Raw genomic sequence first — 20,599 nt, 5'->3', positions numbered from 1 at the left:
CCCGCTTGGCGCTTGCCGCCCCTCCATGGGCGGCAAGTCCGTGAGGCGGGGCCGGGCTTTTCGAGCGGGCTCCTGCCCGCGCGAAAAGGCGAGTCCATCCATGGACTCGTCCGCTGCGCGGCCTTGTCGGCCCCGCCTCACCGCCGCACAGGGGCCCCGGGTAGAGCAGCGGGCCATCCTGGCCCGCACTCGGTGAAGAGCCGGAGCGGGAGCGGAAAGCAATAAGCGAAAAGCTAAAAGCTAAAAGCGAAAAGCGAAAAGCGAAAAGCTAAAAGCTAAAAGCTAAAAGCGAGAAGCGAAAAGCGAGAAGCGAGAAGCGAGAAGCGAAAAGCGAGAAGCGAGAAGCGAGAAGCGAGAAGCGAAGGCTCACCGCAACCCCTCAACCGTTCCCCCTGAGCGTAGGCCGCAGGCCGAAGTCGAAGGGTTTCCCGCACTCGCCCTTCGACTTCGCTCGCTCACGCGAGCTACGCTCAGGGCGAACGGAATGTGAGGGCAACCCACGGCAACGACACGCTGCGGGGAACGCTCGTGTTGCTGCTCCTGCTCCTGCTCCTGCTCTTGCTCTTGCTCTTGCGAATCCCGAATCCCGAATCCCGCTTACCCCGCGTGGGCCACATGCGTCGCCGTCAGTCGCGGAAACCGCAAGCGGATGGCCTCGCGGATCTGTGGCAGATCCAGGCCCGCCATACTCAGCACTTCCTCGCGGCTGCCATGTTCCAGATAGACGTCTGGAAGGCCAAGGTGAAGGATTGGAAGGGTGATGCCGTTGGCGGCCAGGCACTCGGCCACGGCGGAGCCGGCGCCGCCGGCGACGGCGTTGTCTTCCAGCGTGACGAACGCATCGTGGGTCTGCGCCAGCTCCAGGATCATCGCTTCATCCAGCGGCTTCACGAAGCGCATGTTGACCAGGGTGGCATCGAGTTCGGCGGCGATTACCGCCGCCGGCTCCAGCATCGCGCCGAAGCTGAGCAGGGCCAGGCCGTGGCCGCGGCGACGGCGCTGTGCCTTGCCGATGGGCAGGGTTTCCAGTTCGTGGTGAATGGCCACACCGGAGCCCACGCCGCGCGGGTAGCGCACGGCGGCCGGGCCGGGATGCTGGTACGCGGTGGTCAGCATCGCGCGGCATTCGTTTTCGTCGGCTGGCGCCATGATCACCATGTGCGGCAGGCAACGCAGGAAGGTGAGGTCGAAACTGCCCGCATGGGTGGCGCCGTCGGGGCCGACCACGCCGGCGCGGTCGATCGCGAAGGTCACGTCGAGGTTCTGCAGCGCCACGTCGTGGATGGCCTGGTCGTAGGCGCGCTGCAGGAAGGTGGAGTAGATCGCCACGACGGGTTTGGCGCCTTCGCAGGCCATGCCGGCGGCCAGCGTCACGGCGTGCTGCTCGGCGATCGCCACGTCGAAATAGCGCTGCGGATATTCCTTGGAGAAGCGCACCAGGCCGGAGCCTTCGCGCATCGCCGGGGTGATCGCCAGCAGGCGCGAATCGGCCGCCGCCATGTCGCACAGCCAGTCGCCGAAGATGTCGGTGTAGGTGGGCTTGGCCGCCGCGGCTTTCTTGGCCAACCCGGCCTGCGGGTCGAACGGCCCCACCGCGTGGTACTTGATCTGCGCCTGCTCGGCCGGCGCGTAGCCCTTGCCCTTGGTGGTGACCACGTGCAGCAGTTGCGGGCCGGGTAGTTGCTTGACCGTGCGCAGCGCCTGCAGCAGCTGCGGCATGTTGTGGCCGTCGATCGGGCCGGTGTAGTGGAAACCCAGCTCCTCGAACAGCGTGCTGGGCACGAACATGCCCTTGGCGTGCTCCTCCCAGTTCTTGAACAGGCGGCCGAAGAACGACTGCTTCGGGATCGCCCGCTTGGCTCGCTCGCGCCACTCGTTGAGCCGCTGGCTGGCCATGGCGCGCGCCATCATCTTGGTCAGCGCGCCCACGTTCTCGCTGATCGACATGCCGTTGTCGTTGAATACCACCAGCATGTCCGGCTCCACGTCGCCGCCGTGGTTGAGCGCCTCGAACGCCATGCCCGCGGTCATCGCGCCGTCGCCGATCACCGCCACCACCTTGCGATGGTCGCCCTGGCGCTGCGCGGCGATCGCCATGCCCAGCGCGGCCGAGATCGAGGTGGACGAATGGCCCACGCCGAAGGTGTCGTATTCGCTTTCGGCGCGGCGCGGGAACGGCGCCAATCCGTCCTTCTTCTTGATCGTGGTGATGCGGTCGCGGCGGCCGGTGAGGATCTTGTGCGGATAGCACTGGTGGCCCACGTCCCACACCAGCCGATCGCGCGGCGTGTCGAACACGCGATGCAGCGCCACCGTCAGTTCCACCACGCCCAGCCCGGCGCCGAAGTGGCCGCCCGAGCTGGCGACCGACTCGATCAGATACTGGCGCAGTTCGTCGGCCACGGCGGGCAGCTCGTCGTCGGCCACGCGGCGCAGATCCGCCGGGGTCTCGATCGTGGCGAGATGGGGGTAACGGGAAAGGTCGTTCATCGGCGTATTGTTGGGCCAGCGGCGAAGTGGGGCAAGCGTGGGGCCGTGAAATCCTCCACACAAAGGTGCGTCTCCTGCACGTTTGGCACACGATCGTCGCGGCAAGCTGGCGCCGACCCAGGCATCGGTAATTGCATCATGAGCAAGGTTTCGCAATCTTTCCGCCATTTCGCCGAGGCGACGGCGCGCTATTCAGGCAAGCCCGGTGCGTTTCTGGGCGCCGCCGCCCTGATCGTCCTGTGGGCGGCAACGGGGCCGTTGTTCCACTTCGGCGACACCTGGCAACTGGTGATCAACACCGGCACCACCATCATCACCTTCATGATGGTTTTCCTGATCCAGAACAGCCAGAACCGCGACAGCGCGGCGTTGCAGATCAAGCTGGACGAGCTGATCCGCGCCACCGCCGCGCACAACGGCCTGCTCGACGTGGAAAACCTGGATGAGGATGCGCTGGAGCGCATCCGCGAAAATTATCGCAAGCTCGGCGCCAGGCTCGAGGAAGAGGCCGGCACGTCCACCGACGGCAGCAAGGTGCAAGCGGCGCAGGAAAAGCAGGAGGCCTGCAAGGAAATGGATGAGATCGAGCAGGAGCTGCGCGAGCAGCGCGACGCGGAAGCCGCGGCACGGAAAGAAGCGGCAGCCGATACGGAGGAGGAGAAGCCCTGAACCGGTGCGGGGGTGAAATCTTGCGCTGACCGAGATGCCTTCCCATGTGGGAGCGACTTCAGTCGCGATGCCTTTGCTCCAATGCTCCAGAGCATCGCGGCTGAAGCCGCTCCTGCAGGTGCCCGGTTCCTAGGCGGCGTTCAACTCGGCCATTGAGCCGCGCCGGCTGCGCGGCAGGTGGCTGACCAGAAACTCCATCTGGTCGGCCAGGATGTTGCGGTTGGACAGGATCAGGTGCTCCACCCAGCTGGGCCGGTACGGCACCGCCAGCAGGGGCATGTTGGCCTGCTGTGGCGTGCGGTTGCTCTTTTTCAGGTTGCAGGCCACGCAGGCGCTGACCACGTTTTCCCATTCGTCCTTGCCCTGGCGCGACAGCGGCAGCACGTGGTCGCGGGTGAGCTCGGCGCGGGTAAAGTGGTCGCCGCAGTACAGGCACAGGTGGCGATCGCGCGCGAACAGGGCGGTGTTGGTCAGTGCCGGCGCCGGGTCCACCGCGTGGTCGCGGCAGTGGCCGGTGCTGGCCACGATCGGATGCAGGTGCAGCAGGCTCTGCACGCCATGCAGGCGATTGATGCCGCCATGCACGGTCAGGCAGGGGTCGCCCAGGGTCCAGGCCACCGCCTCGCGGACATACAGGCAAACCGCGTCCTGCCAGCTGATCCAGTCCAGGATGCGGCCGGAAACATCCAGCGACAGAACGCGGGTCGCCTGAAGATCGGGCCGGTTCGGTACTTCCATCAGCATGTACGGATTCCTTCAGCGGTAGCGAAAGAGCGTTTGCGCGATGCAGTCGGCAGCCAGCATAGACCAAATGCCCCTCCCATCGCGTGCAAGCCACTGTCTCTAAAAGGGCTTGCCCCGATTCCCGGCGTGCATTGGCGCTGATATAGTTGCCCATCAACACAGACCCCGACGCCGGGTTTGGTAGGGGGCGCTTCGGTGGCGACCCCGGCACGGCGGGGCTAGAGGTAAGTAACGTGGCTGAAATCCTTTTCTACGAGCGTCCGGTTCCGCTCAATCGCAACGAACACAAGAATCTGCGGCTGAAACCCCTGGAGAGCCTGAAGTTCGCGCTCAATGCGCATTCGGTGCCCCTGACCGGTGCCGAATTCGCGGTGGCGGCGCGCGACCTGATGATCGTGTTCGGCGGCAAGACCATTGCCGAGGCTGGCCCGATGGCGGTGCTCGGCCTGCGCGAGAACGAAAACCTCTATGTGGACGCCGAGGGCAAGTGGGAGAAGGACACCTATATCCCGGCGTTCGTGCGTCGCTACCCGTTCGTGCTGGCCGAAAAGCCGGCCGGCACCGAGGGCGATGATTTCACCGTGTTTCTGGATGAGGCCTACAGCGGCTTCAACCCCAGTGAAGGCGAGCGCCTGTTCCAGGAAGACGGCACCAACAGCGAAATGCTGACCAAGGCGATCGGTTTCCTGGGCGAGTTCCAGGACCAGGTGTCGCGTACCAAGTGGTTCATGGAGCAGCTCGTCAAGCATGACTTGCTGGAGCCGCGCAGCCTGCGGCTGGAGAAGGGCGGCAAGACGATCAACCTCAACGGCCTGTTCATGGTCAACGAGGACAAGCTGCGCGCACTGGATGCCACCGTCACGCAGGAGCTGCTGGTCAGCGGCGCGATGGGCTGGATCTACGCGCACCTGCTGTCGCTGATCAACATCGACCGCGTGGCCCAGCGCCTGAGCCTGCGCGAGCTGGCCGAAGCGGCCAACAAGACCACCAACTGAGCGACCGCGCCCGAACCGAACGGTTCGGGCGCCATCTTTCCCCACGATCCGCGGGGGAGGAACCGCGAGCTCTCGCTTCCCCCGCTTGCGGGGACAAGATGGCAGGATTGCCATCTTGAGCAGCAACGCTGCCCGCAGGGCTGAAGGGGGTGCTCTTCGGTTGCCGTGAAGCCAACAGCGGCACCGACTTGCCGCGTGCCCCCATCCGCCTTACGTGCCGCTCCTGCGGCACGCCCTTCGGGCCGGCTTTGCCGTTCGCTTCGGCATCCTGCCTTCGCAGTCGGCACCTTCCCCCGCAAGCGGGGGAAGGGACAGCGGGCTTTCGCTTCCCCTGCGTAGCGGGGGAAGGAACGGCCGCGTTGTCGGGTAAACCGCTCAGCCCACGGGCTTGGCGAGGCGCAACAGGTCCGTGGCATAACCCGCCGCTGCATACAGCGCCCGCGCGCGCTCGTTGCCCGGGAAAACCGCCAGCGTCAGCAGCCGGCAATCGTGTTCCGCCGCCCACGTTTCGGCATGCGCAAGCAGGGCTTTGCCCACGCCCCTACCCTCATGCGGCGAGGCGACGGCCAGGTCCGAAATATGGCAGTTGTTGTGCCCGGTGAAGAAATCCACCGTGCGTTGCAGATGGATGAACCCGGCCCGCTCGCCGTCGACGTCCTCGGCCACGAACAGGTAGCTGTTGGGTGGCTGGTCGTCCAGATGCCGCAGCAGGTCGCGGTGGATCCCGCCGATGCATGCCTCCCTGCGCCGCCACGGCGGCAGCGTGAAATTCACGAAGCGGGTGACCTGCGCAAGGATGAAATCGGCGTCTTCCTCTTCGGCCAGGCGGATCAGCAGGCTGGTGTCGGTCATGGGTCGATCAGGCAGGACTGAAGCTGTCGTTTCTACACCTTGCCACCGCGGCGCGGTAGCCCGGGCGGTGTGGGTTATCTTGAAAAGGCCGCTGCCGCGACGGATCGTCCGGTGAGTCATCGAAACCCACCCAGCCAGGGAGCCCTTCATGTCGACCACCCGCCGCCTCCACATCAAGCCCGAAGCCGATACGGCGTTTTCGCGGGGCCTTGGTGACATCCAGCGCGACCTGAAACTGCCGTCGGCGTTCCCGCCGGAGGTTGAGGCGGCCGCGGTTGCCGCCGCTGCCCAGCCGCGCTGGCCGACGCTGGATTGCAGCGAGATCGCCCTCGTCACCATCGACCCGGCAGGCGCGATGGATCTGGACCAGGCCATGTACGTGGAGCGCACCGAGGGCGGCTACCGCGTGTACTACGCCATTGCCGACGTGGCCGCCTTTGTCAGCGCGGGCGACCCGATCGATCTGGAGGCGCACCGGCGCGGCGAGACGCTGTACGGCGGCCAGACGAAGATCCCGTTGCACCCCAAGGTGCTGTCCGAGGACGCTGCGTCCCTGCTGCCGGATCAACTGCGCCCCGCACTGTTGTGGACAATCGATCTGGACCACACCGGCGAGGGCATCGCCGTCGACGTGCGGCGGGCGAAGGTGCGCAGCCGGGCGAAGCTCGATTACGACGGCGTGCAGAAGCTCATCGATGCGGGCACGACCGATCCGATGTGGGCGGTGCTGCGCGACATCGGCGAGCTGCGCCGCCGGCGTGAGGTTTCCCGTGGCGGCGTCAGCCTGCCGCTGCCGGAGCAGGAGGTGGGTGTGGTGGATGGTCGATGGGAGCTGGCTTTTCGCGCCCGCCTGCCGCTGGAAGACTGGAACGAACAGATCTCGCTGCTGACCGGCATGGCTGCCGCGCATCTGATGGTGCAGGCCGGGGTCGGCATCCTGCGCACGCTGCCGCCGCCCGATCCACGCTCGATCGAACGCTTGCGCGTGACGGCGCGGGCGTTGGCCATCGACTGGCCGGCCGCGCTCGACTACCCCGGCTTCATCCGCTCGCTGGACCCGACCAAAAGCCTGCACGTGGCGATGCTCACCGCCTGTACCAGCGTGTTGCGCGGGGCCGGCTACGCTGCCTTCAACGGCGCGCTGCCGGATCAGTCGATGCATTCGGCGCTGGCCGCGCAATACACCCACGCCACCGCGCCGCTGCGGCGGCTGGTGGATCGTTACACCGGCGAGATCTGCGTGGCGCTATGTGCAGGACAACCGGTGCCCGACTGGGTGCTGGCGGCGCTGCCCGGGCTGCCGGCCACCATGCAGGCCTGCGGTCATCGCGCCGGCCAGTACGAAAGCGCAGTGCTCAACCTGGCCGAGGCGGTGGTGCTGGCGTCGCGGGTGGGTGAGGTTTTTCCGGGTGCCATCGTGGAGGTGGACCACGAGGACCCGCACAAGGGCACGGTCATCGTGCGCGAACCGGCGATCGAGGCTGGCGTTTCCGGTATCGACGCGCTGCCGCTCGGTGCCGACGTCAAGGTGAGCCTGGTCGAGGCCGATCCGGTCAGGCGGGTGACGCGTTTCGCGCTGAACAGCTGAGCAGGACGCCGGGCTCGATCACGGCGTGCGTTCGCGGATGGCCCGCGAGAAGTCGTCCGTCGCCCGCGTCCTTCTGGCCCGCTCGGTGATCCGGCTGCGTTCGCGCAACACATCCACCGGCACGCTGCGATCCACCGCGCCCACCTTGTGCAGGTACGCCGGCAGGTAGCCGGTGAGCAGCAGGCGGATGTCCCACGGCAGGCCGGGCGCGATCTGCCGGGCCATGTCGTAGACGATCGTGGTGCAGTTGGACGTGAGCGTGTTGTAGAACGCCGGCGTCGTCGCCAGGTGGTTGGCGGCGCGCACGTACGACAGGAACAGCGCACGCATCGCGGGCTTGTCCATGCGCAGCGGGTACAGGTAATCGTCCTCGCCGCGCACGTTGGTGCGCACGCGGATGATGTCGTGTTCGTCGGCTGCCACCAGGGTGGTCTCGAACTGCTTGAAGAAACCGCCGATCGGCGAGTACTGCTCGTGGCGCTCGCGGCGGATCTCCACCGAGAACACCAGGTGGCGGCCGTCGTCGAAGCCGAACGAGATCATCGCGTGGGCAATCGCCTGGCTGCCCCAGTACGACAGCACGGCGTCGGCGCTGGCGAGGTGGTCCAGGTCGTAGCGACGGGTTTCCCAATGCGCGTCGTAGTCGGTGTCGCTGCGCCAGGCGAAGTCGCGCACGTTGTGCAGCACGACCTGGCTGCCCTCGATGCGGCCCGTGAGCGGGCGCGAGACATCGTCGGCCCAGTCGCGCAGATTGGATGGCGCGATGCTGCTCCACCAGAGCAGCAGCAGCGCGTACAGCGCCAGGTAGATGCCCGCCGGAAGCCAGCTGCGGCGACGGATCGCGATGCCGGCCAGCACGATCACCACCAGCGCCCAGGTCACGCTGCCCAGAGTCCTCACCACGGTGCCGCCCGGCAACTGGTACCACAGGGCCAGCGCGCCCCACGCGCCCGAGCACAGCGTGGCCAGGGCGAGCAGGCCAACCAGCAGCATCCGCGCGATCATCCTGATTCTCTGCTTCATCACGTCTCGGGCCAGCGGTCCATGGTGCCAGCGTGCGGCTTCGGTCGCGGCAAGGCAATCCGTGCACGCGTCGCGGCTACACTCGCCCGATGAGCGAAGCGGTGCACTTTTCCCTGCCGGGCGGCATCGTGCCGGCGCTGGGTCGCGTGATGGCGCGTTGCGCCCTCGTCGCGGTGCTGCTGTGCCTCAATGCCTGCGCGATGGTCGAGGTCAGTCGCGTCAAGCACAACGACTACGCCAACGAGCGGCGTGCCGACGTGATCGGTGCCGCCCGCCTCAGCGACGGCACCGTACAGGCGCTGAATGTGGTGGCGTTGACCGCCGACAGTTGCCAGCGCGAGTTCGTCGGTTGCACGGACACGGTGGCGCAGTCACCCGGGCTGACCGACGAGCAGCGGCTTTCGGCCTTGTCCGAACTGTGGATGGGCCGGGCCCTCGACGGCGATCACGCGAACGACAGGACGCCGATGGATGCGGCGACGCTCAACGCGTACCTGGAGTCCGCGCGCTACGCCTACGCCTATTTGTTCTACACCGAGCGCCCGCTGGCCGCGCGCGCCTTCGACCTGCGCCAGGTGCAGGTAATCGGCTTCTACAACTACGCCGTGCAGCGCGCCGTGAGCCGCTTCTTCGAAACGCTGCCGCAGTTGGGCCGCCAATGGACGAGGACCGAGCTGGCCGGCTGGACGGTGTTGCGTCCCGAGACCGACCTGCGCCTGGCCGATGATGCACGGGCGCCGGCCGAGCTCATCCCGGCGGCGGGCCTGCGTTTCCGTGGCCTGCGCAACGTCTACCGGCGTGACGGTTTCGGCTCGGACTTCGTCGCCGTCGCGCCACCCCACGCAGCCGGCAATGACGTGGCGTGGCGCGATCCGGATTACGTATCGATGACCGGCGCGCTGATGTTCGACGGCGATACGCTGGCCGAGGTGCTGGCGACATGGCAGGTGCAACTGGTGGTGCGCGACCCGTATCGCGACGACACCCTCACGATCGCCGGCCGCAGCGTTCCGCTGGGCGCCAACTTCACCGCCGCCTATGGCGTGTGGCTGGCGCGCTCGGGTTTCGCCAGCCAGTCGATCCGCTCGCTGCTGGGGCGCGAGGGCGGCATCCAGACCCCGCGCGTGCTGCTGATGCAGCCGTACGATCCGAACCGTCTGGTGGTGGTGATGCTGCACGGCCTGGCCAGCAGCCCGGAGGCGTGGATCAACGTCGCCAACGAAGTGATGGGCGACGAGGAGCTGCGCCGCAACTACCAGGTGTGGGAGGTCTACTACCCGACCAATGCGCCGGTTGCCATCAATCTTGCCAACATCCGCAAGGCGCTGGACGCCACGCTGCATCACTACGACCCCGCCGGCACGGCACGTGCCTCGCGGGATATGACCCTGATCGGACACAGCATGGGCGGCGTCATCGCGCGGCTGCTGGTGTCCTCCAGCGGCGACAAACTGTGGGAGCTGATTCCGCTGCGGCCGAACTTGTCGGCGGCAAGGCGCGCCCGCTTTCGCGCGCGGCTCAGCCGCTACCTGCAGTTCACCCCGATGCCGCAGGTGGATCGCGCTGTATTCCTCGCCTCGCCGCATCGCGGCACGCCGTACGCGCAGCATCGGCTGGCGCGCTGGATCGGCAACCTGATCCGCCTGCCGGTCGGCGTGCTGAAGGAAATGGCCAGTCTCACCGAACTGATCAAGACCGACGGCGACGAAGGCAACAACGCGCCACTACTGCGCATCCCCAACAGCATCGACAACCTCGGCGACACCGACCCGTTCATCATCGCCTCGGCCGGATTGCCGATCTCGCCGCGCGTGCACTACCACACCATTGTCGGCGTGTATAAATCGAAGGGGCCGTTGCAGGACAGCAGCGACGGCGTGGTGCCGTACCGGAGCGCCCATCTCGACGGCGCCGATTCCGAACTGGCCATACCCTCCTGGCACAGCGTGCAGGAAACCCCGGCTGCCATCCTGGAGTTGCGCCGGATTCTTCGGCTGCAGTTGGAGACGGTGAAGCAGACGCCGTAGCGGACGCCGGGGAATCTGCCTCAGTCGAAAAAAGCCCGGGATCACCCCGGGCTTTTTTTCATGGCGAATACCCGTGATGGATCAGTCGATCGCGGGCAGCGTGTCCACGCCGGCTTCGATCGCCGCCTTGTGCATCAGTGTGCGCGGCAGGATGCGGGCAAAGTAGAACGCGGCGGTGTCGCGCTTGGCTTGCTTGAACGCCGCCGATTGATGGCTGGCCTCGGCGGCGACCACGCTGCGTGCCCACAGGTAGGCGAGGGTGACGTAGCCGGAGTAATACAGGTAATCGGTGGCCGCGGCGCCGAGTTCCTCCGGATTGGCCGCCACGCGCTGGGCCAGGCTCACGGTGAGGTCGCTCCATTCCCTGGTGGCGACGGCCAGCGGGCCGATCAGGCTACGCAGCGATTCGTCGGTGCTGTGCTGCTGGCAGAACGCGCTGATCTCCTGCAGGAAGTGTTTCGCGCCCACGCCCTGCAACTGCAGGATCTTGCGGCCCAGCAGGTCGGCGGCCTGGATGCCGGTGGTGCCTTCGTACAAGGTGATGATGCGGGCGTCGCGGACGAATTGCTCCATGCCGTTCTCGGCGATGTAGCCGTGGCCGCCGTAGATCTGCAGCGCTTCCTTGGTGCATTCCTGCGCCAGTTCGGTGGTCATGCCCTTGGCGATCGGGATCAGGAAGGCGACCAGTTCGCCGGCCTTCTGCCGTACGGCTTCGTCGGTAGCACGGTGTTCGATGTCGGTCTGCAGCGCGGTGTACAGCACCAGCGCACGCGAACCTTCCACGAACGCGCGCTGGGTCAGCAGCATGCGCCGCACGTCCGGCTGCACCAGCAGATTGTCGGCCGGCTTGTCGGGGAATTTCGCGCCCGACAGCGAGCGCGACTGCAGCCGCTCGCGCGCGTAGTTGAGGCTGTTCTGCAGCGCGCGCTCGGCCAGCGCCAGGCCCTGCACGCCGACCGACAGGCGCGCCGCATTCATCATGGTGAACATCGCCGCCAGGCCCTTGTGCGGCTTGCCGATCAGGTAGCCCTCGGCGCCGTCGAAGTTCATCACGCAGGTGGAGCAGGCGTGGATGCCCATCTTGTGCTCGATCGCGCCGGCGGCCACGGTGTTGCGCTCGCCCGGCGTGCCGTCGGCGTTGAGCTTGAACTTCGGCACGATGAACATCGAGATGCCACGGCTGCCTTCCGGCGCGTCCGGCAGGCGCGCCAGCACCAGGTGAATGATGTTTTCGGTGAGGTCGTGCTCGCCCGCGCTGATGAAGATCTTGGTGCCGCTGAGCTTGTAGACGGCATGGCCGTCCGCGTCCGCCGCGGCGGGTTCGGCGCGGGTCTTCAACAGGCCGAGGTCGGAGCCGGCCTGCGGTTCGGTGAGGCACATGGTGCCGGTCCAGCGGCCGGCCACGATGGGCTTCATGAAGCGCTCGCGCTGCCATTCCTCGCCGTGCATGGCCATCGCGTGGGTGGCGCCCTCGGACAGCAGCGGGTACAGGCTCCAGGCCAGGTTGCCGGACTGGAAGATCTCGGTGGTGGCGGTGCCGAGCACGCCGGGCAGGGCCTGGCCGCCGTAGGTTTCCGGATTGGTCAGGCCGGTCCAGCCGCCTTCGGCAAACGCCTTGAACGCTTCCTTGAAGCCCTTCGGCGTGGTCACCGTCTGGGTGGCCTTGTCGAAGTGGCAGCCCTCGGCGTCGGCCGGGCCGTTGGTCGGCGCCAGCAGCTGTTCGCTGAGGCGGCCGGCTTCCTCCAGCACCGCATCCAGCAGGTCGCGGCTGTGGGCGTCGCCGCCGGGCAGTGACAGCAGGGTCTGTTCCGCGCCAAGGACGTCGAAAAGCGTGAAGCGCAGGTCATCGAGGGGGGCTTTGTAGGCAGTCATGTCGGTTCCTTGGGAAGAGGGTGTCAGCGGAAGGTGCCGGGCATGCCGGGGACCGGCGACAGCCAGTCCCTGCCGCTGAAATCGAAATCGCGTGGCGTGTCTTCCTGCTCGGGCTGGGCGCGGGCGCTGCCGCCGATGCGATAGGCCAGCGACCCACGGCTGCCCTTGGCGGCGACGGCTTGCAGCGTCTGGGTCATCGCTGCGGTGGGCAGGACATCAAGCTGGATCACGTCGCCGGCAAACGCCGGAATGTCCCGCGTGAAGCTGGCATGCAGCCGGATCGGCATCAGCTCGGCCACCTGCATGCTGCCTTCCAGCACGCTGAAATCCATGCTGGAGTAACTGTTGTTCTGGATGCGTACCGTCAGCTGCCACTGCCCGCCGGGAAGCACCGTCAACTGCTGCACGGTGACCGTCGGCGGAAACACGCTTTTCTTCGGCGGCCCGCAGGCGACCAGCGCCAGACACAACAGGGCGGGGACGATCCAGCGCAATACGGACATTGCAGATTCTCCAAACGATCGTTTGAACTCTGATTCTAACCATGTTTGGCCGTGCGCACGCCAGTGCGATGTTTATTGGCCAGGCGCAAACAGGCATCATGTTTCTTTTCCCCCGCAGGTTCCATTCCATGCCACGACGTTTCGTCGCCCGCCGTTCTCCCATCCACGGCAATGGCGTTTTCGCTGTCGACACGATTGCCAGGGGCGAGGAAATCGTCGAGTACAAGGGCAAGCTCCTGACCCATGCCGAGGCGGACGAGTTGTATGGCGATGGCGGCGAAACCGGGCACACGTTCCTGTTCACGCTCAACGACGAGTACATCATCGACGCCAACCAGGGCGGCAACAGCGCGCGCTGGATCAACCACAGTTGCGCACCCAATTGCCGCGCGCTGGTGGAGGAAAACGCTGATGGCGACCGTCGCCGCGACAAGGTGGTGATCGAGGCGCTGCGCAAGATCAAGCCCGGTGAGGAGCTCACCTACGATTACGGCATCGTGCTGGACGTGCCGCATACCGCGCGGCTGAAGAAGCTGTGGCGGTGCCTGTGCGGTTCGCCCAAGTGCACCGGGACGCTGTTGAAGCCCAAGCGTCTGCGCGCCGCGTAAGCACCCCGCGTGGGAGCGACTTCAGTCGCGATGCTCCTGCTCTGAAACTCCGGGGCAAAAGGCATCGCGGCTGAAGCCGCTCCCACAGAAGCCGCTCCCACAGAAAGGCCGCCCGCCTCAATCCTCTTCCACGTGCGGTTTCCAGCTCTCGCCGAGCTGCTTCTGCACGGCTGGCGGTACTGCTTCGTAGTGGCTCAGGTCCAGGCTGTAGCGGCCGCGGCCGCCGGTCATCGATTTCAGTTCGGTGGGGTAGTCGGTCAGTTCGGCCAGCGGCGCCTGTGCCTTGATCACCCGCTCGCCGCCGCGCTGCGTATCGGTACCCAGGATGCGCGCGCGCTTGGCGGCCAGGGCGCCGGTGACGTCGCCCACGTGGTGCTCGGGCACGGCCACTTCCACGTTCACGATCGGCTCCAGCACGATCGGTTTGGCCTTGCCCACGGCGTCGACAAACGCCTTGCGGCCGGCGCTGATGAAGGCCACTTCCTTCGAGTCGACGGCGTGATGCTTGCCGTCGTAAACGGTCACCCGCAGGTCCTGCAGCGGAAAGCCCGCGATGGCGCCATGCTCCATCGCCAGCCGCACGCCTTTCTCGATCGCGGGAAGAAACTGGCCGGGAATCACGCCGCCTTTCACCGCATCGACGAACTCGAAGCCGGCGCCGCGTGCCAGCGGTTCGACTCGCAGAAACACCTCGCCGAACTGGCCGGCGCCACCGGTCTGCTTCTTGTGCCGGTGATGGCCGTCGGCGCTGATGGCGATGGTTTCACGATAGGCGATGCGCGGCGGGTGCGTGTCGACTTCCACGCCGTAACGCTCGCGCATGCGTTCAAGCATCACCTTCAGGTGCAATTCGGAAAGCCCGCGCACCACGGTTTCGTTGAGCTCCTTGTGATGCTCCACCCGGAAGCAGGGATCCTCCTCGGCCAGTCGCGCCAACGCGTTGGACAGCTTCTGCTCGTGGCCCTTGTGCCGGGTCTGCACCGCCAGACCGAACATCGGCGACGGGAACGCCAGCGGTGCCAGCGCGATGGCGTCGTCGTCGTGGGAATCGTGCAGCACCGCATCGAAGTGGATGTCCTCCACCTTGGACACTGCCGCGATGTCGCCCGGAATGGCTGCCTCGATTTCCACAAGTGTCTTGCCCTGCAGCCGCAGCAGATGGCCGACCTTGAACGGCTTGCGGCTGTCATCGATCAGCAGCTGGCTGTCGCGGCGCACCGTGCCCTGCCACACGCGAAACACGCCCAGCTTGCCCACGAACGGGTCGTTGACGATCTTGAACACGTCGGCGATCACATGGCTGGCGGGATCGGCGCTGATGGACAACGGCGTGCCGTCGGCGCGCACGAACGGCGGCGGGTTGCCCTCGGCCGGATTCGGCAGCAGCCGTTCGGCCAGTTCCAGGAATTCGCGCACGCCTGCTCCGGTGCGGGCGCTGACGAAGCAGATCGGCACCAGATGTCCCTCGCGCAGGCATTGCTCGAACGCATCGTGCAGTTGCTGTGGCGTGAGCGCGGCTTCACCGGCATCCAGATAGACGTCCATCGTGGTTTCGCTGATCTCAACCACCTGGTCGATGATGTGCTGGTGCGCCTCGGCCAGTGACGAGAAATCGGTGGCGCCATCGCTGTGGAAAAAACAGTCCAGCACGCGACTGCCGCGTCCGGCGGGAAGGTTCACCGGCAGGCACTCGGTGCCGAATTCCTCGCGCAACGCATCCACCAGCGCGGCCAGGTCGGCGCCGTCGAAATCGATCTTGTTGATCACCAGCATGCGTGCCAGGCCGCGCGCTCGCGCGTGCAGCATCATGCGGCGGGTGCCGTGTTCGATGCCGTTGACCGCGTTCACCACGATCGCCACGGTTTCCACCGCGGCCAGCGCGGACAGCGTGCCGCCGCGAAAATCGTCGTAGCCGGCGGTGTCGATCAGGTTGAGGTGGCAATCGCCGCGATCGATGCTGGCCACGCAGTTGTCGATGGAATGGCCGCGGGCCTTTTCCTGGGCATCGCTGTCCGAGACGGTATTGCCGCGTTCGATGCTGCCGGGCGACTGGATCGTGCCGCCGGCGAGCAACAAGGCCTCCAGCAGCGTGCTCTTGCCCACTGCGGCGTGCCCGGTCAAGGCGATGTTGCGGATGTGTTCCGTGGAATACGACACGATGCGACCCTCCCAGAAAGGGCGTGGCCTCAGGCATGAGCGGCGCCGCATGAGGCCGCGCTGGCGGCTGACGATGGCGGGCCGTCATGGTCGCGCATCGCCCGCACGCAGCGAGGACGGTCATGGCGGAAGCGGCAGATGCCGCCCGCCTAGATTTGAGCGAAGCGCAGGTGCGGTCAAGTCGCACTGCAGGGACGCCGCGCGGCACGACGGCAAAAAAGCGGTTGCGGCGTGCCGGAAAACGCGCGCCGCCACGGCTCCAGCGCGGCCGCTTTACCGCGGCACGTTCCTAGCGGAACCTTAACCGGCAACGTGATTGCATTCATCTCCCGATCAGGCTTGCGCACCCGCGGGGCGGCATATCGTCATCGCCTTTGACCATTTCGCGGGGCCGGCAACGCCCCGATACGCTCCAGTCCCCCAACCCCTGTGGAGGCGCCATGAAACGATCATCGCTGCTCTTGTTCGCTGCCGTGCTGCTGAGCGGAATGACGCTGGCCGGCACCGCTGCCGCCGCGACCCTGCTCAACGTGTCCTACGACCCCACCCGCGAGTTGTACCGGGATGTGGATACCGCCTTTTTGGCGCAGTGGAACGCCAGCCACCCCGCCGACAAGTTGGCGATCCGCATGTCCCACGGCGGCTCCGGCAAGCAGGCCCGCTCAGTGGTGGACGGCCTGCCCGCCGATGTGGTGACGCTGGCGCTGGCCTACGACATCGACGCGCTGGCGGACCGCGGCCTGCTGGCCGAGGACTGGCAGAAACGGCTGCCCGACAACTCCACGCCGTACACCTCGACCATCGTGTTCCTGGTGCGCAAGGGCAACCCCAAGGGCATCCGCGACTGGGGCGACCTGATCAAGCCCGGCGTGCAGGTGATCACACCGAACCCGAAAACCTCCGGCGGCGCGCGCTGGAATTTCCTGGCGGCCTGGGGTTATGCGCGCAAGCTGCCCGGCGGCACCGACGACAGCGCGAAGGCCTTCGTGAAGGCGTTGTTCCAGCACGTGCCGGTACTCGATACCGGCGCCCGCGGCGCCACCAATACCTTCGTGCAGCGCGGCGTGGGCGATGTGCTGCTGGCATGGGAAAACGAGGCGTTTCTGGCGCAGAAGGAACTGGGCAAGGGCGCCTTCGAGATCGTGGCGCCCTCCATCAGCATCCTGGCCGAACCGCCGGTGGCGGTGGTCGACAAGAACGCGCAGAAGCATGGCACCCAGGCCGTGGCCGAGGCGTACCTGCAGTTCCTCTACACGCCCGCCGCGCAGGAAATCATCGCCAGGAATTTCTACCGGCCGCGGCTGGCCTCGGTGGAGGCGAAGTACAGCGCGCAGTTTCCGAAGCTGAAGCTGTTCACCATCGATGACACCTTCGGCGGCTGGCGTGCGGCGCAAAAACGCTTCTTCGCCGATGGCGGCGTGTTCGACCAGATCGGTCCGGGCAGCTGACGCATGGGTCACAAGCGACGACGGGTGTTGCCCGGCTTCGGCATCAGCCTGGGGTACGCGCTGACGTACCTCGGGCTGATCGTGTTGTTGCCGTTGGCGGCGCTGGTATGGAAGGCGTCGGCGCTGGATTTCAGCGGCTGGCTGCAACTGCTTTCCGCGCCGCGCACGCTGGCGGCGTTGAAACTGAGTTTCGGCGGTGCGCTGATCGCGGCACTGTTCAACGCGGTGGCCGGTCTGCTGGTGACCTGGGTGCTGGTGCGCTACCGCTTCCCCGGACGGCGACTGTTCGATGCGCTGGTGGATCTGCCGTTCGCGCTGCCCACCGCCGTGGCCGGCATCGCATTGACCGCGATCTACGCGCCCAACGGCTGGCTGGGGCAATACCTGTTGCCGCTGGGCATCAAGATCGCGTACGCGCCGGCTGGCGTGCTGGTGGCGATGATCTTCGTGGGTTTCCCGTACGTGGTGCGCACGCTGCAGCCGGTGCTCGAGACACTGGACCGCGACGTGGAGGAGGCCGCCGAAAGCCTGGGCGCCACCCGCCTGCAGACCTTCGTGCGGGTGATCGTGCCGGCGCTGTTGCCGACCCTGCTCACCGGCTTTGCGCTGGCGCTGGCGCGGGCGGTGGGTGAGTACGGCTCGGTGATCTTCATCGCCGGCAACATCCCGCTGCGTTCGGAAATCGCGCCGCTGCTGATCGTGCAGAAACTGGAGCAATTCGATTACGCGGGCGCCGCCGCGCTGGGCACGGTAATGCTCGGTTTCTCGCTGGTGCTGCTGGTGGCCATCGCGTTGCTGCAACGTTGGAGCGGGCGCTGGGCGGAGCGTGCGGCATGAGCGGCTTGCACGCCACGCGCCCGCTGAGCTGGCGCCATCGCCTGTTGCGCGGCACGTTGATCGCGTTGGTCATGGTGTTCATGGCCGTGCTGGTGCTGCTGCCGCTGGCGGCGGTGTTCATCGAGGCGTTGAGCAAGGGCGTGGCCGCGTTCATGGATGTGCTGGCGCAACCGGAGACGGTATCGTCGATCAAGCTGACCTTGCTGGTGGCCGTGCTGGCGGTGCCGTTGAACCTGGTGTTCGGCGTGGCGGCGGCGTGGGCGATGACGCGCTTCGAATTTCGCGGCAAGGCGTTGCTGGGCGCGTTCATCGACTTGCCATTCTCGGTGTCGCCGGTGGTGGCCGGCCTGGTCTATGTGCTGCTGTTTGGCGCGCAGGGGTGGTTCGGACCGTGGCTGTCCGATCATGGCGTCACGATCATCTTCGCGGTGCCCGGGCTGGTGCTGGCGACCGTGTTCATCACCTTGCCATTCGTGGCGCGCGAGCTGATTTCGCTGATGCAGGCGCAGGGCAGCGAGGAGGAGGAGGCCGCGCGCACGCTGGGCGCCAGTGGCTGGCAGATGTTCTTCCGCGTCACGCTGCCCAACATCCGCTGGGCGCTGTTGTATGGCGTGCTGCTGTGCAATGCGCGGGCGATGGGCGAGTTCGGCGCGGTGTCGGTGGTCTCCGGCCACATCCGCGGTTTGACCACCACGATGCCGCTGGAAGTGGAGATGCGCTACAACGAGTACGACTACATGGGCGCCTTCGCCGTGGCCTCGCTGCTGGGCCTGCTGGCGCTGCTGACGCTGGTGGTGAAGGCGCTGCTGGAATGGCGCTACGGCGACGAACTAGCCGCGCGCGCTACGCGCGGCCATTGAGAACAACGCATGACCCTCGAACTGTCCCATCTCCATCGCCGCTACGCCGGCTTTGCCGCGCTGGACGACGTCAGCCTGTGCATCGAACCGGGTGAATTCCTGGCGCTGCTGGGCCCGTCCGGCTCGGGCAAGACCACCTTGCTGCGCATCCTCGCCGGGCTGGATTACCCCGACAGCGGCAGCGTGCGCCAGAACGACCGCGACCTGCTGGCAGTCGATGCGCGCGAACGCAAGGTGGGCCTGGTGTTCCAGCATTACGCCCTGTTTCGCCACCTCACGGTGAGCGAGAACGTGGCGTTCGGCCTGCGCATCCGCCCGCGCAAATCGCGCCCCGGTCGCGCGGAAATCAACGAACGCGTGGAGCGACTGCTGAAACGCGTGCAACTGGACGACCTGGGCAAGCGCTACACCAGCCAGCTTTCCGGCGGCCAGCGCCAGCGCGTGGCACTGGCGCGTGCACTGGCCGTCGAGCCGGACCTGCTGTTGCTGGACGAACCGTTCGGCGCGCTGGATGCGCAAGTGCGCGTGGCGCTGCGCCGCTGGCTGCGCAACCTGCACGAGGAACTCGGCCTGACCAGCGTGTTCGTCACCCACGACCAGGAGGAAGCGCTGGAACTGGCCGACCGCGTGGCGGTGATGAACCGTGGCCGCATCGAACAGATCGGCACGCCGGAGGCGATTTACCAGCAACCGGCCACACCGTTCGTGTGCGAGTTCATCGGCAAGAACAACAGGATTCCGCTGCAGCGCGCGAACGGTGTGCTGACCGGCGGCCAACGGCAACTCGGTGCCGATCCCTGGCCGGGCAACGCCGTCGGCAGCGCCATCGGCTACGTGCGACCGGAACATCTGCTGGTGTCGTCGACGCCATCGACGGATGGCTGGGCCGCGCAACTGCGGCACATCTATCTCGCCGGCGGCGTGGCACACCTGGAGCTGGATGTGCCCGCGCTGGGGCAGGTGCTGGAGGCGGACATGTCCAGTGACGAGGTGGCCCAACGCGGCCTGCAGCCCGGGCAATCACTTGTCGTGCAACCACGGCTGATCACCGCGTTTCCGCTCGACGCACGAGGTGCCGCCGATGCCGCCGCACGCCACGTGTTGCAACCGCAAGCTGCTTCGTAGACAGAGCATCCCCTCGCCGTGAGAGCGCGCGTTGTGCGGGATGCTCTTGTCGCTTTTTGTGGGAGCGACTTCAGTCGCGATGCCTTTGCTCTTGGATCTGGCTCCAGAGCAAGAGCTTTCGATCGCCTGCGGCGCTCGAGTCACTTTCTCTTTGCGTGGCCAAAGAGAAAGTAACCAAAGAGAAAGGCCACCCCGCTTCCGCGCCTCGCGGGCATCCTGCCCGCGAGGTACGCGTGCGGGCTACGGGGTTTGTCGACAGTCCATCCATGGACTGACGCCAAACTGGCCGGCATCCCTGCCGGCCACCCTGCGGGCTGATCCTCCGCCCGCCCGCCGCTTCAGAGGGGCCCCGGGTAGAGCAGCGCGCCATCGTGGCGCGCACTCGGTGCGCAGCGGCTGCGCCGCTGCGAGAGCGTCGCGGCGTGGAGCCTTCTGTTTTCTTCCTCACCGTCCGGTCGCCCTGAGCGTAGCCGCGAAGCGGCGGAGTCGAAGGGTGAAGGCGAGCGGCCCTTCGACTTCGGCCTCTGGCCTACGCTCAGGGAGAACGGCTGGGGTGAGCAGCTTCGCTTCTGCTTCTGCTTTCGCTTTTGCTTTTGCCCTGGCTTCATCCCGAGTACGGGCCAGGATGGCCCGTCGCTCTACCCGGGGCCCCTGTGCGGCGGTGAGGCGGGGGCGACAAGGCCGCGTAGCGGGCGTTGCCAGGGATGGCAACGCCTTTTCGCGCGGGCAGGAGCCCGCTCGAAAAGCCCGACCCCGACTCACGGACTTGCCGGGCAGGACGCCCGGCAAGCGCCAAGCGGG

16 protein-coding genes are annotated in these 20,599 nt (G+C 66.7%); 9 read left to right on the top strand and 7 right to left on the bottom strand.

The genetic code is table 11. The features are described from left to right. Window positions 1-597 precede the first annotated feature (597 nt). Entirely contained in the window at window positions 598-2,490 is a 1,893-nt protein-coding gene (dxs, locus tag UU9_RS04625) for a 1-deoxy-D-xylulose-5-phosphate synthase (RefSeq protein ID WP_007080559.1), read from the bottom strand. Between the two features lie 138 nt (window positions 2,491-2,628). Between dxs and UU9_RS04620 the strand changes: the two genes are divergently transcribed. Next, a complete protein-coding gene (locus UU9_RS04620; RefSeq protein ID WP_007080558.1) occupies window positions 2,629-3,159 on the top strand; it encodes a low affinity iron permease family protein in 531 nt (176 codons plus the stop codon). A 129-nt stretch (window positions 3,160-3,288) separates the two neighbouring features. Here UU9_RS04620 and UU9_RS04615 read toward each other — a convergent pair whose 3' ends face one another. Next, window positions 3,289-3,903, bottom strand: a complete 615-nt coding sequence (locus tag UU9_RS04615) for an HNH endonuclease (RefSeq protein ID WP_007080557.1) — start codon at window positions 3,901-3,903, stop codon at window positions 3,289-3,291. A gap of 233 nt (window positions 3,904-4,136) precedes the next feature. On the opposite strand from UU9_RS04615, the gene UU9_RS04610 reads away from it, so the two are divergent. Continuing rightward, window positions 4,137-4,898 carry a SapC family protein gene (locus tag UU9_RS04610; RefSeq protein WP_007080556.1) on the top strand — a complete coding sequence of 254 codons (762 nt, stop codon included), beginning with the start codon at window positions 4,137-4,139 and terminating at the stop codon, window positions 4,896-4,898. Window positions 4,899-5,273: 375 nt separating this feature from the next. On the opposite strand, the gene UU9_RS04605 is transcribed toward UU9_RS04610, so the two are convergent. Beyond that, window positions 5,274-5,750: a GNAT family N-acetyltransferase gene (locus tag UU9_RS04605; protein WP_007080555.1), complete on the bottom strand. Its 477-nt coding sequence runs from the start codon at window positions 5,748-5,750 to the stop codon at window positions 5,274-5,276. Window positions 5,751-5,898: 148 nt separating this feature from the next. Here UU9_RS04605 and UU9_RS04600 point away from each other — a divergent pair, with 148 nt between their 5' ends. Then, the gene (locus UU9_RS04600) at window positions 5,899-7,338 is read left to right on the top strand and encodes an RNB domain-containing ribonuclease (protein ID WP_007080554.1); all 1,440 of its coding nucleotides are present in this window, start codon (window positions 5,899-5,901) and stop codon (window positions 7,336-7,338) included. Between the two features lie 18 nt (window positions 7,339-7,356). Here the strand turns inward: UU9_RS04600 and UU9_RS04595 are convergent, their stop codons facing one another. After that, window positions 7,357-8,343 carry an Lnb N-terminal periplasmic domain-containing protein gene (locus UU9_RS04595; RefSeq protein ID WP_007080553.1) on the bottom strand — a complete coding sequence of 329 codons (987 nt, stop codon included), beginning with the start codon at window positions 8,341-8,343 and terminating at the stop codon, window positions 7,357-7,359. A 107-nt stretch (window positions 8,344-8,450) separates the two neighbouring features. Here UU9_RS04595 and UU9_RS04590 point away from each other — a divergent pair, with 107 nt between their 5' ends. After that, window positions 8,451-10,388: an esterase/lipase family protein gene (locus UU9_RS04590; RefSeq protein WP_007080552.1), complete on the top strand. Its 1,938-nt coding sequence runs from the start codon at window positions 8,451-8,453 to the stop codon at window positions 10,386-10,388. An 81-nt stretch (window positions 10,389-10,469) separates the two neighbouring features. Here the strand turns inward: UU9_RS04590 and UU9_RS04585 are convergent, their stop codons facing one another. Then, a complete protein-coding gene (locus tag UU9_RS04585) occupies window positions 10,470-12,260 on the bottom strand; it encodes an acyl-CoA dehydrogenase C-terminal domain-containing protein (protein WP_007080551.1) in 1,791 nt (596 codons plus the stop codon). Window positions 12,261-12,283: 23 nt separating this feature from the next. Next, window positions 12,284-12,763, bottom strand: coding sequence for a hypothetical protein (locus tag UU9_RS04580; protein WP_007080550.1), 480 nt, complete (start codon window positions 12,761-12,763; stop codon window positions 12,284-12,286). Window positions 12,764-12,891: 128 nt separating this feature from the next. On the opposite strand from UU9_RS04580, the gene UU9_RS04575 reads away from it, so the two are divergent. Continuing rightward, window positions 12,892-13,371 (top strand): SET domain-containing protein, encoded by a 480-nt coding sequence (locus UU9_RS04575; protein ID WP_007080549.1) that lies wholly within the window; start codon window positions 12,892-12,894, stop codon window positions 13,369-13,371. Window positions 13,372-13,488: 117 nt separating this feature from the next. Here the strand turns inward: UU9_RS04575 and fusA are convergent, their stop codons facing one another. Further along, complete coding sequence (fusA, locus tag UU9_RS04570) at window positions 13,489-15,528, bottom strand: elongation factor G (protein WP_007080548.1); 2,040 nt, start codon at window positions 15,526-15,528, stop codon at window positions 13,489-13,491. Between the two features lie 440 nt (window positions 15,529-15,968). Here fusA and UU9_RS04565 point away from each other — a divergent pair, with 440 nt between their 5' ends. The 4 genes from UU9_RS04565 to UU9_RS04550 are packed head-to-tail and all read left to right on the top strand — an operon-like array spanning window position 15,969 to window position 19,798. Then, complete coding sequence (locus tag UU9_RS04565) at window positions 15,969-16,976, top strand: sulfate ABC transporter substrate-binding protein (RefSeq protein ID WP_007080547.1); 1,008 nt, start codon at window positions 15,969-15,971, stop codon at window positions 16,974-16,976. A 3-nt stretch (window positions 16,977-16,979) separates the two neighbouring features. Then, window positions 16,980-17,813, top strand: coding sequence for a sulfate ABC transporter permease subunit CysT (cysT, locus tag UU9_RS04560; RefSeq protein ID WP_007080546.1), 834 nt, complete (start codon window positions 16,980-16,982; stop codon window positions 17,811-17,813). Further along, window positions 17,810-18,673 (top strand): sulfate ABC transporter permease subunit CysW, encoded by an 864-nt coding sequence (cysW, locus tag UU9_RS04555; protein ID WP_007080545.1) that lies wholly within the window; start codon window positions 17,810-17,812, stop codon window positions 18,671-18,673. Before cysT ends, cysW begins: the two co-directional genes overlap by 4 nt. A 9-nt stretch (window positions 18,674-18,682) precedes the next feature. Beyond that, on the top strand, window positions 18,683-19,798 hold the full coding sequence (locus UU9_RS04550) for a sulfate/molybdate ABC transporter ATP-binding protein (protein ID WP_007080544.1): 1,116 nt from the start codon (window positions 18,683-18,685) through the stop codon (window positions 19,796-19,798). Window positions 19,799-20,599 lie beyond the last annotated feature (801 nt).

The organism is Rhodanobacter fulvus Jip2 (genome assembly GCF_000264315.1).
GTDB lineage: Bacteria > Pseudomonadota > Gammaproteobacteria > Xanthomonadales > Rhodanobacteraceae > Rhodanobacter > Rhodanobacter fulvus.
This window is presented reverse-complemented; position numbering and strand designations above follow the sequence as displayed.